The organism is Methylobacterium trifolii (genome assembly GCF_022179685.1).
Taxonomy (GTDB): Bacteria; Pseudomonadota; Alphaproteobacteria; order Rhizobiales; family Beijerinckiaceae; genus Methylobacterium; species Methylobacterium trifolii.
Map to the genome: position 1 here is coordinate 1 of NZ_BPRB01000141.1, position 10197 is coordinate 10197.

The following is a 10197-nucleotide window of genomic DNA, read 5'->3' on the forward strand; positions in this document are numbered from 1 at the left end:
TCCCCCGCGGAGGGGGGAGCGCAATGCGCGCGAGCCGGGGTTCATTCGATGACACGATATATAGGCGCGGGCGCAGCGGGACGCGAGCCCCGGCGGGTCTCACGCCTGCCCGGTCGTCCGGGCTTCGGGCAGTTGCAGGAGCAGCGGGTCCTGGGGGCTCGCCGTCCCGGTCACCGCGATCTCGGCCTGGGCGGCGTAGGCCGCGATCAGGCGCGGGCCGAGCTTGGGGATGTTGGGGCGCCCCGTATCGGCCGCCTCGCTCACGCCGGAGACGATGGACAGGCGCACCGGGGTGCCGGCCTGCGCGTGGATGTCGATGGCGATGGCGCAGGCCACCGTCTCGGCCGTGGCGTCCAGGCACTCGGCGACGATCTCGGCGACGATCATGCCGAGGGCGTTGGCCGTGCGCGGCTCGACCAGCCCCGTGCCGCTGCCGCCGACCTGCACGCCGATCCGCCCCGCGCGCCGGAGCTGCCCCAGGCCGGAGGCCAGGCGGTGGAGGTAGTCCTTGAGGTCGATGGAGGCGATGTGGGGGGCCTCGTGCAGGTGCTGCTGCACGAGGGCGATGGCGCGCACCCGCTGGCCCAGGGCCTCGAAGCTGCCGCGGCAGGGATCGGGCGCCGCCCGGCCGTAGAGGCCGATCAGGCTGACCATCACCTGCAGGTTGTTGCGCACCCGGTGGTAGACCTCGGCCAGCAGCGCCTCCTTCTCGGACAGGGCGTGCTCGATATGCTCCTCGGCGTGCTTGCGGTCGGTGATGTCGAAGCAGGAGCCGAGATAGCCCTGGAAGCGCCCGTCCTCGATCAGCGGCCGGGCGGTGTCGAGCAGCCAGCGGTAGGCCCCGTCCCGGCGCCGCAGGCGGAACTCCACGGTGAAGGGCTCGCGCGCCTCGAAGGCGGTGGCCACGATCCGGGCGTGGTCCTCGAAATCGTCCGGATGCAGCCCACGCCGCCAGCCCTCTCCGAGCTCCTCCTCAAGCGCCCGGCCGGTGAAGTCCAGCCAGCAGGCGTTGTGGTGGATCGCCTGGCCCTGTGCGTCCGAGCGCCACATCATCAGGGGCACGTCGTCGGCGAAGCGCCGGAAGCCGTCGCTCAGGCCGGACCCGTTTGACGCCGCCTCGCTGCCCTGCCCGGCCGTCCCGGTCGGTGGTGACTCCGCGACCATACTGCTCCCGATTCCCTCGACCGTCCGGCTGCTCGTGCACGTGATAGGCGGCCGTCAACGTGCCGAGGCAAGGCCCGTTCCGGTGACAGATGACGGAGTGCGGCCGAAGCCGGCACGGCGTCCGGAATCCGACCGTTTCCGGCAAAGATCAGAAAAAAAGCTGATCCTGGGCTTATTTGTGTTGACAGCGGCCCGCTCCTCAGGCATAAGGTCCGCATGCTCCAGAAGTGTGAGGAGACGGCGGTGAGGGCGCTCTTCACCCCGCTCCCGCCGGAAATCCACGCAGAGGCCGAGCGCCTGTTGCGCGAGACCGACCTGACGATGGTGGCCATCGGGGCCCAGCTCGGCATCTCGCCCAAGACCGTGAGCACCTGGAACGCCCGTTCCGGCTGGCGCAAGCCGCGGCGGCTGTCGCAATTGAGCCCGGCGAACTGGCCGCTCACCCGCCGGGAAGCCATCGCCCGGCTGTACTACGAACCGCGCAACGATCCCGGCGACCTCGCCGAGGCCTGCGGCGTTCGGCGCGGCACGGCTCGCGCCTTGTTCCTGGCGCTCGGCCTGAGCCTGCGCCGCCCGGCGCGCTCGAACCCGCCGCCCGTCGCCCTCGACGCGGCGACGGCCGCCGACGCCCCGGCCCTGCGGGCGGCGCTCCGCGGCCACGTCGCCCGGCAGATCGCGGCCTTCGACGCCGCCTTGCAGGGGGCGAGCGCGGCGGTGATCGATTCGGCCCGCGTGCTGCGCGACCTCGGCGGCCTCAAGCGGCTGCTCGACGACTTGTCCGCGGAGACGGGAGGCGGGGATGGAGGCGGCGCGCAGGTTGCCCCCGAGGTCCTCGACCTGCCCGCCCTGCGCGCGGAGATCGCGCGCCGCTATGCGCGCTTCGCAGGAGAGCCGGCGCCTGCCGGACTTCCTGGCGAGCCTGCCGGCGCCCCTGCTGCTCGGCCTCTCCCGTGACTGGCTGCACCAGGCCCGGCCCGACCAGCTGCCCCCCTGCCCGGAGGCCGACTGGACCACCTGGGCGGTGATCGGCGGCCGCGGCTGCGGCAAGACCCGCACGGGGGCCGAATGGGTGGAGGCGCTGGCCCGCGGCGACCCGGCCTTCACGCCCGAGCCGGTGGGGCGCATAGCCCTGGTCGGCGAGACGTTCTCGGACGTGCGCGACGTGATGATCGAGGGCCCCTCCGGCCTGCTCGCCCTGCCCGAGCGGGCGCGGCGCCCGGCCTGGGTGCCGACCCGGCGCCGGCTCGAATGGGACAACGGCGCCGTGGCGCTGGCCTTCTCCGCGGAGGAGCCGGATTCCCTGCGCGGCCCGCAATTCGGCGCGGCCTGGTGCGACGAGGCGGCCAAGTGGCGCCACCCCGAGGCCGCCTTCGACATGCTCCAGTTCGGCCTGCGGCTGGGCCGGAACCCGCGCAACCTCGTCACCACCACTCCGCGGCCGATCCCGCTGATCCGGCGGCTGCTCGCCGACCCGCGCACCGTGGTCAGCCGCGCCCGCACCGCCGACAACGCCGAACACCTCGCCCCGGCCTTCCTGGAGGCGGTGGTCGGGCGCTACGCCGGCACCCGCCTCGGGCGCCAGGAACTCGACGGCGAGCTGATCGCCGACCGGCCGGACGCCCTCTGGACCCGGGACGCGATCGAGGCGGCCCGCCTCGCGAGCCCCCCCGACACCCTGGGCCGCATCGTCGTGGCAATCGATCCGCCGGCCTCCTCGGGGGCCCGCTCCGATGCCTGCGGCATCGTCGCGGTCGGCTCGTCGGGCGAGCGCGCCTACGTGCTGGCCGATGCGAGCCTGGCGCGCGCCAGCCCCCAGGCCTGGGCCGGCACGGCGCTCGCCCTCTACCACCGCCTCCAGGCCGACGCCCTGGTGGTCGAGGTCAACCAGGGCGGCGAGATGGCCGCCGCGGTGCTCCACCAATGCGACCCCGCCGTCCCGGTGACGCCGGTGCGCGCCACCCGCGGCAAGTTTTTGCGCGCCGAGCCGGTCTCCCTGCTCTACGCGCAGGGCCGCGTCCACCACGTCGGCGCGCTACCGGCGCTGGAGGACGAGCTGTGTGATTTCGGGCCGGACGGGCTCTCGAACGGCGCCTCGCCCGACCGGTTGGATGCGCTGGTCTGGGCGGTGACGCACCTGCTGTTGGCAGGGGGTGTGGAGCCGCGGATTCGGGGGTTGTGAAGGGGCTCGCCTGGCCGGACGGGCATCGTTCCGCAATCCCGACTCCGAACTCCAAGGCGAGCGTTTCGGTGGCAGATTTCCGAGACCGTACAGATACTTCGCTCAGAAGGGCTGAGGGAGACCGACGAGTGCCCGCCCCCCCTCTCATAATTTTGAATGCAATCTGTGAGCGAATTTCAGGCTTGAGCGTTGCCGGGGCATGACCGATCGCATCACCGCCCACCATCAATCCGTCCTGTCTCAATTGGCGCGAGCGATCGACGAACCGTTGGAGACGTTCTTCGGTGACCCGCCAGAAGGCGATGTCGGCGAACTCTTCACTCTGGTGCAGCTTTGGCTGGCGATCGAGGACAAGCAAGCGCGCCGTCGCGTGCTGAAAGTCGCTCAAGTGGAGTCTGAAAGAGCCGGCTGTCGAGAGGGCGTGCCATGCGTCGAACTTGGCTCAACCTGAGCGGCGTCGGTGCAGGGCACCGGCAGGGCCGCGCCGCGATCTGCTCGGCCCTGGCACATGCCGCCGAGCCTCCGCATCGTCGCACGTTCGGCGCTCCTTCGGTCGCCGCCAAGGACGGCAAGGCGTGGCACGGATGGAGTTCGCCGCACCTGATGCGAAAGTGAGGGCACGGCACCCTCTGCCTGCGCCGTCATCCCGGCATTGAACATTCCCCCGAACCCACGGTTGTCCCATCAATCCCACCCCTTGGAGGACACCTCATGACGTTCAAATCCCTCGCCCTCGCCGCCGCCCTGATCCTGCCCCTGAGCGGCGCCGCCCTGGCGCAGACCGGCGCCGGCGGGACCAGCACCGGCAGCAACACGGGCAATCCCGGCGCCGGCCCCACCGCGGGCGGCACGGTGAACGAGGGCAGCGGTTCCAAGATGGCGCCCGGCGCCACGACCGGCAGCACCGGCGGCATGACGGCGCCGGGCAGCGCGGGCGCGATGGGCAACGGTGCGGGCCCCAGCGCCGGCGGCACCGTCAACAAGGAGAAGGGCGGCTCGGGCACCCGCTGAGCCCGCGCGCACCGCGATACGATCAGGAGAGCCGGGCCGGGATGGCCCGGCTCTTTGCATGTGGGGAGCCGACCGTCTCGACCGCGGACGCTCCGATCGAGGGGCAGCCGACCCGGATGACCGGACGGGTCCCGTCGGCGGACGCTCGGCCCAGGGGCGGACCGGCACGGTGGCCGCGCAGCCTCGCTCCGAGACGGGGACGCCGGCTCCCGGCCCGCGTCGATGTAGGACCGGCAACCCGGAGGGATCGGACCGGGTCCGACATCCGCTCCGATGGTCATGCCAGGCTTCGATGGGGACGACGCGTCGAGGCCCGGCTCCCGCGACCGCGGGCCGGCCTTCGTCCGCCGGACCTCTCGGTGCACCTCGCTGAACGCCCGATCACCGAACGTTCGTCCTCCGGCCACGACGGCGCAGCGGAAGTTGCGTGAGAGGCACCGAGGCCCCGACCGATGGGACCTGCTAGGCGGTGCCGTCCTGATCCCGTTCGCGGCGCGCGAGTTCGCGCCCGAGCCGGAACAGGAACAGGCGCATCGCCTCCTGGAGTTCGGGGGTGCCGTGGGCCATCACCGCTTCGCCGGCTGCGATGCAGGCATCCACCATCGCCTCGAAGTCCGGGTCCTGAGCCATTCGCCCTCCGAGTCGCACTGCACGAAGCGATGGCTTCGGGTGAGGGCCGACTTCGCCTGTTCCAGATGATCGCAATCTAAGCTTCGGGCTGCATGGCCCTGAACTGTCTCGCGACAGATCGATATCTATAACGCATCTTAACACTTCGATCTAGGGTTGTGGAGTCGGGACGCCAGTGGTGTCCGGCACCGGACGAAGCGCGACAGCACGCCGCAGCCGGCTCGCCGATACGGTGCCGCCGGTCCGAACGGGCCTGCGCGACCGGCGGAGCCGGCCGGCAGGCGGCGCCGGCGCCGGGCGCCCTCACATGCATCAATCCGCCGGCCGGGGTGCCGGAACCCGTGGTTCTCGCGCAACAGGCCGCGCCGTGGTCCGCGCACATGACCCTGAGAAGGACGTCCCGGATGCAAAACCTCCTCACCCGGCTGGCGCGGGCGGCGGGCTACGCACCTGCGGCCAAGGCCGCGCCCCTGTCCACGGCCCCGAGTTTCGCCCTCTACGCGGAAGGGCGTGCCGTGTGGACGCCGCGGGACGCCACCGCCCTGGCGCGGGCCGGCTACCAGCGCAACGCCGTGGTCCACCGGGCGGTGCGGCTGGTGGCCGAAGGCGCCGCGGCGATCCCGCTCGTGCCGACCGGGGCGGGATCGGGCGGGGCCGAGGCGCTGACCGCGCTGCTGGCCCGCCCCAACCCCCGCGAGGGCGGGACGCGGCTGCTGGAGGGGCTCTATGCCGACCTGATGATCTCCGGCTCCGCCTTTCTCGAGGCGGTGAGCCTCGACGGGCGGCCGCGCGAGCTGTTCGCCCTGCGCCCCGAGCGGATGCGGATGCTGCCCGGCCCGGACGGCTGGCCGGCGGCCTACGTCTACAGCGTCGGCGGCCGGTCGATCCGCTACGACCAGGCCGGCGGCCCCGTGCCGCCGATCCTGCGGCTCGCCCTGTTCCACCCCACCGACGACCATGACGGCCTGGCGCCGATGGAGGCGGCGGCCGTGGCGCTGGACATCCACAACGCGGCCGGCGCCTGGAACAAGGCGCTCCTGGACAACGCCGCCCGCCCCTCCGGCGCCCTGGTCTTCGCCGGGGCCGGCGCCTCCCTGAGCGACGCCCAGTTCACCCGTCTCAAGGGGGAACTGGAGGCCAACTACCAGGGCGCGGGCAATGCCGGCCGGCCACTTCTGCTGGAGGGCGGGCTCGACTGGAAGCCGCTGGCGCTCTCACCCAAGGAGATGGATTTCGTCGAGGCGAAGGCGGCGGCGGCCCGCGAGATCGCGCTCGCCTTCGGCGTGCCGCCCCTGCTGCTGGGGCTGCCCGGCGACAACACCCACGCCAACTACGCCGAGGCCAACCGCGCCTTCTACCGGCAGACCCTGATCCCGCTGGCCCGCCGCACGGCCGAGGCCGTGGCGCACTGGCTGGCGCCCGCCTTCGGCCCGGTGAACCTGGAGCCCGACCTCGACCGGATCGAGGCGCTGGCCACCGAGCGCGAATCCCTCTGGCGCCGGGTGCAGGCCGCCGACTTTTTGAGCGTCGCCGAGAAGCGGGAAGCCATCGGCTACCCCCCGTAAGTCGCGGGGTCCGCGGCCGAGGCCCCGGCGGGCACGGGCAGAGCCCGTCTCTTTTTATCCTTCCGGAGTCTCAATCCATGGATGGCCATTTCACCGGCTACGCCAGCGTCTTCGGCGTGCCCGACCTCGGCCGCGACGTGGTGGCGGCCGGCGCCTTTTCCGCGAGCCTGCGGCAGCGCGGCGCAGGCGGCGTACGGATGCTCTGGCAGCACGATCCGGCCGAGCCGATCGGCCGCTGGCTCGCGCTGGCCGAGGATTCTCGCGGCCTGCGCGTCGAGGGCCGCCTGAACCTGGCGGTGCAGCGGGCCCGCGAGATCGACGCGCTGATGCGCGCGGGCGGCGTCGACGGCCTGTCGATCGGCTTCCGCACCGTCCAGGCGAGCCCGGGCCGGGGCGGCGAGCGCCACCTCAAGGCGGTCGACCTCTGGGAGATCTCGCTCGTCACCTTCCCGCTCCAGCCGGGCGCGCGCGTTTCGGCGCCCCTGCTGTCGGCCGAGATCCGCGGCCTCGCCCGCCGGCTCGCCCCCTTGCGCCCGCCCGGCCTCCGGACGGCCGCCCGCGCCTGACCCTTCAGCCCCGAGAGAGCATCATGACCCAGCACAGCACCTTCGCGTCCAAATCCGCCGCCGACCTGCCCCTGGAGAACAAGGCGGGCCGCGCCGGCCCCGAGCCGGCGGGCGCCGTGAAGGCGGCCTTCGACGAGTTCGCCCACGCCTTCGAGGCCTTCAAGGCGGCGAACGACACCCGCCTCGGGCAGATCGAGGGGCGGCTCTCGGCCGACGTGCTGAGCGAGGAGAAGCTCGCCCGCATCGACGCGGCGCTCGATTCCGCCCGCACCCGGCTCGACCGGATCAGCCTCGACCGCGCCCGGCCCCCCCTCGGCCGCGAGGCGCCCCGCGATGCGGCCGCCGAGGAGCACAAGGCCGCCTTCGACCTCTACGTCCGGGCCGGCGAGAGCGGCGGCCTCAAGGGGCTGGAGGCCAAGGCGCTCTCGGCCGGCTCCGGGCCGGACGGGGGCTACCTCGTCCCCGAGACGATCGAGCGCGAGGTCCTGAAGCGGCTGGCCGACCTCTCGCCGATCCGGGCCATCGCCAGCGTGCGCCAGATCTCGGGCGGCCAGTACAAGCGCGCGGTGGCCACCGGCGCGCCGGCCACCGGCTGGGTCGCCGAGACCGCCCCGCGCCCCCAGACCGACGGCCCCGTGCTCTCGGAGCTGAACTTCCCGGCCATGGAACTCTACGCCATGCCGGCCGCGACCCAGACGCTGCTGGACGACGCCGTGGTCGACATCGACGCGTGGCTGGCCGACGAGGTCGAGACGGCGTTCTCCGAGCAGGAGGGCACCGCCTTCGTCAGCGGCAACGGCCTCAGCCGCCCCCGCGGCTTCCTCAGCTACGACACGGTGGCCAACGCCTCCTGGGTGCCGGGCAAGATCGGCCTCGTCGGCACGGGGGCGGCCGGCGCCTTCCCGGGCGCGAGCCCGGCCGACGTGCTGTTCGACCTCGTCTACGCCCTCAAGGCCGGCTACCGCCAGAACGCCGGCTTCGTCATGAACCGGCGCACGCAGAGCGCGATCCGCAAGTTCAAGGACGCGGACGGCAACTACCTCTGGCAGCCGCCGCTGGCCGCCGACCGGGCCGCGACCCTGCTGGGCTTCCCCGTCACCGAGGCCGAGGCGATGCCCGACGTCGGCGCGGGCAGCCTCTCGATCGCCTTCGGCGACTTCCGCCGCGGCTACCTCGTCGTCGACCGCACGGGCCTGCGGGTGCTGCGCGACCCCTACTCCGCCAAGCCCTACGTGCTGTTCTACACCACCAAGCGCGTCGGCGGCGGGGTGCAGGACTTTTCCGCCATCAAGCTGCTGAAGTTCGCCTGAGGACGGCTGGCACCGACCCTGCCCCCGCGCCGCCGCGGTTTCGTGGCGGCGCAGGATCATCGCGTTCTCCGTCAAGGGAACCCAGACGATCCACGGCACAACCACCAAGGTGGTCATGTCGAGGTCGGGCAGCCCCGGCACGGCTATCCCTGGAGCGACACGATCCAAGTCGAGGTGGTCCGATCGGGACAAGCCCATGGTCCCATGCCATCATTTGAGGGTTGTGCTGTCGGACCAACGTGGGCATGAACGCGAGGTTCTGTCGGAGCCATGCGTGTCAGACGAGCAGGTGCAATGAGATTCCACTACGAGGATACCGTCGAAACGCAGGAACGTGTCCTGGCGCTCCTTCGGACATTGGAGCCGAAAGCATTCCCTGGCTTCAGCAAGGTTCGAATCGGTCGCGCGAATGACGGCGGGTACGTCATGTTGGACGACTTCGAGGGCATCCAGGGAGCCTACTCGTTAGGCATCAAGGACGATGTGTCCTGGGACCTCGACATTGCTGCACGCGGTATTGATGTATTTCAGTACGATCACACGATCGACGCAGCGCCTGCGGTGCATCCGCGACTGCATTGGTCGAAGATCGGCATTGAAGGAACGAAGAGCGGTCAAGAAAATCTCGATACTCTGGAAAATCTGCTTGCGCAAAATGGGCATTCGCAAGCGACAGACCTGCTGCTGAAGTGTGATATCGAAGGTAGCGAGTGGGAGATGCTTGCCAATCTTGGCACGACGAATATGAAGCGCTTCCGACAGGTCACGGTGGAGATGCATGCCTTCGAGGAATTGCGGCAACAACATTGGTACGAACTACTGAGGCGTGCCTTCTCTGTCCTGACGGCACATCATAGTGTTGTTCATGTACACGGAAACAACTGCGCACCCATGTGTGTCGTCGGTGGGGTGGCATTGCCGATGGCGATCGAGTTTACGTTCATGCGCCGCGACAATCACACCATCGAACCATCCAAAGAACTTTTTCCTATAGATATCGATCAGAGATGCTGTGTGTCAAAAGCAGAGCACATACTCGGTTCGTTCAGGTTCTGAGCCTGAATGAACCATGGGCACAGAATCATTATATACAGTCTAAAAAATAATCTCATTATTCTTATATAATATTTACGTCGAACAGATTCTGGAAACGGGCGATAATCTTTCGAGATCTTTCTTGGCCGGCCGCGAGCTGTTCCTGCAACCAGCGCACGGCGTAGACGGCTTCGTTGGCGGTATCATAGACGATGCCAGCCTGATCCTTCGGAAAGCTCGGAACCTCGTATCGACCGATATCCTATGCATCATAGGAAATCTCAGGTCCGCAGGACCGTACGAAGGTTGCGGACGGAGCGAGGAATAGAGCATCCCGCCAGCATTGCCTCCATAAGACCAAACGTATACGACGGTGAAATGGCGCAGATTTTATAGTAAGACGATATTCCCTCAATACAGGTTGGCCATCTCGGTATCGGGCGCCAACCCCTGGCTCGAAGTCAGATAGATATGCTGCGCGCGTCCGCCCGACGCGCTGATCCCGACCATCGGTCGGGATCAGCGCGGATTGGCATCAGACGATCGCGTATCCGTTCGTACTCCCCAAGCCCTGGCCGCCGGCGTACTGACCGTTCTGGATCAGCCACGCCACGGCACTACCGCCCCCCTGCAAAACGATGTCCGTCGTACCGTCGCCGTTGTAATCGCCGGTCGCCTGCACTGTGTAGCCAGCAGCGCCGTTCGTGATGACGTTGCCGGACTGGTATTGGCCGTTG

Annotated in this window: 11 protein-coding genes; 8 read left to right on the top strand and 3 right to left on the bottom strand. The window is 69.9% G+C overall.

Features of this window, described 5'->3' with window-relative positions; translation table 11 throughout:
* Positions 1–99: 99 nt before the first annotated feature.
* Positions 100–1164: a sensor histidine kinase gene (locus COGEMETH_RS13280; RefSeq protein ID WP_238183121.1), complete on the bottom strand. Its 1065-nt coding sequence runs from the start codon at positions 1162–1164 to the stop codon at positions 100–102.
* A 216-nt stretch (positions 1165–1380) separates the two neighbouring features.
* On the opposite strand from COGEMETH_RS13280, the gene COGEMETH_RS13285 reads away from it, so the two are divergent.
* The 4 genes from COGEMETH_RS13285 (at position 1381) to COGEMETH_RS13300 (ending at position 4354) form a co-directional block, all read left to right on the top strand.
* The gene (locus tag COGEMETH_RS13285) at positions 1381–2118 is read left to right on the top strand and encodes a hypothetical protein (RefSeq protein ID WP_238183122.1); all 738 of its coding nucleotides are present in this window, start codon (positions 1381–1383) and stop codon (positions 2116–2118) included.
* Positions 2036–3343, top strand: a complete 1308-nt coding sequence (locus COGEMETH_RS13290; protein ID WP_238183123.1) for a DNA-packaging protein — start codon at positions 2036–2038, stop codon at positions 3341–3343. The genes COGEMETH_RS13285 and COGEMETH_RS13290 overlap by 83 nt, the downstream gene beginning before the upstream one ends.
* A 199-nt stretch (positions 3344–3542) precedes the next feature.
* On the top strand, positions 3543–3794 hold the full coding sequence (locus COGEMETH_RS13295) for a hypothetical protein (protein ID WP_238183124.1): 252 nt from the start codon (positions 3543–3545) through the stop codon (positions 3792–3794).
* A gap of 260 nt (positions 3795–4054) precedes the next feature.
* Complete coding sequence (locus COGEMETH_RS13300) at positions 4055–4354, top strand: hypothetical protein (protein WP_238183125.1); 300 nt, start codon at positions 4055–4057, stop codon at positions 4352–4354.
* A 462-nt stretch (positions 4355–4816) separates the two neighbouring features.
* Here the strand turns inward: COGEMETH_RS13300 and COGEMETH_RS13305 are convergent, their stop codons facing one another.
* Positions 4817–4984, bottom strand: a complete 168-nt coding sequence (locus COGEMETH_RS13305; protein ID WP_238183126.1) for a hypothetical protein — start codon at positions 4982–4984, stop codon at positions 4817–4819.
* 404 nt (positions 4985–5388) lie between these two features.
* On the opposite strand from COGEMETH_RS13305, the gene COGEMETH_RS13310 reads away from it, so the two are divergent.
* From COGEMETH_RS13310 to COGEMETH_RS13325, 4 genes are all read left to right on the top strand, one after another.
* The gene (locus tag COGEMETH_RS13310; protein WP_238183127.1) at positions 5389–6549 is read left to right on the top strand and encodes a phage portal protein; all 1161 of its coding nucleotides are present in this window, start codon (positions 5389–5391) and stop codon (positions 6547–6549) included.
* A gap of 77 nt (positions 6550–6626) precedes the next feature.
* Positions 6627–7115, top strand: a complete 489-nt coding sequence (locus COGEMETH_RS13315; RefSeq protein WP_238183128.1) for an HK97 family phage prohead protease — start codon at positions 6627–6629, stop codon at positions 7113–7115.
* A 23-nt stretch (positions 7116–7138) separates the two neighbouring features.
* A complete protein-coding gene (locus tag COGEMETH_RS13320) occupies positions 7139–8425 on the top strand; it encodes a phage major capsid protein (protein WP_238183129.1) in 1287 nt (428 codons plus the stop codon).
* A 294-nt stretch (positions 8426–8719) separates the two neighbouring features.
* Positions 8720–9481 carry a hypothetical protein gene (locus COGEMETH_RS13325; protein WP_238183130.1) on the top strand — a complete coding sequence of 254 codons (762 nt, stop codon included), beginning with the start codon at positions 8720–8722 and terminating at the stop codon, positions 9479–9481.
* A 514-nt stretch (positions 9482–9995) separates the two neighbouring features.
* On the opposite strand, the gene COGEMETH_RS13330 is transcribed toward COGEMETH_RS13325, so the two are convergent.
* Positions 9996–10197, bottom strand: a 202-nt coding sequence (locus tag COGEMETH_RS13330; RefSeq protein ID WP_238183131.1) for a hypothetical protein, incomplete at its 5' end; no start/stop codon positions are given.

Bases quoted from the DNA above. Each gene is read 5' to 3' on its own strand.
- COGEMETH_RS13295 (WP_238183124.1), top strand. From the start codon at position 3,543: ATGACCGATCGCATCACCGCCCACCATCAATCCGTCCTGTCTCAATTG.
- COGEMETH_RS13285 (WP_238183122.1), top strand. From the start codon at position 1,381: ATGCTCCAGAAGTGTGAGGAGACGGCGGTGAGGGCGCTCTTCACCCCG.
- COGEMETH_RS13305 (WP_238183126.1), bottom strand. From the start codon at position 4,984: ATGGCTCAGGACCCGGACTTCGAGGCGATGGTGGATGCCTGCATCGCA.
- COGEMETH_RS13325 (WP_238183130.1), top strand. From the start codon at position 8,720: ATGAGATTCCACTACGAGGATACCGTCGAAACGCAGGAACGTGTCCTG.
- COGEMETH_RS13280 (WP_238183121.1), bottom strand. From the start codon at position 1,164: ATGGTCGCGGAGTCACCACCGACCGGGACGGCCGGGCAGGGCAGCGAG.
- COGEMETH_RS13290 (WP_238183123.1), top strand. From the start codon at position 2,036: ATGCGCGCTTCGCAGGAGAGCCGGCGCCTGCCGGACTTCCTGGCGAGC.
- COGEMETH_RS13300 (WP_238183125.1), top strand. From the start codon at position 4,055: ATGACGTTCAAATCCCTCGCCCTCGCCGCCGCCCTGATCCTGCCCCTG.
- COGEMETH_RS13310 (WP_238183127.1), top strand. From the start codon at position 5,389: ATGCAAAACCTCCTCACCCGGCTGGCGCGGGCGGCGGGCTACGCACCT.
- COGEMETH_RS13320 (WP_238183129.1), top strand. From the start codon at position 7,139: ATGACCCAGCACAGCACCTTCGCGTCCAAATCCGCCGCCGACCTGCCC.
- COGEMETH_RS13315 (WP_238183128.1), top strand. From the start codon at position 6,627: ATGGATGGCCATTTCACCGGCTACGCCAGCGTCTTCGGCGTGCCCGAC.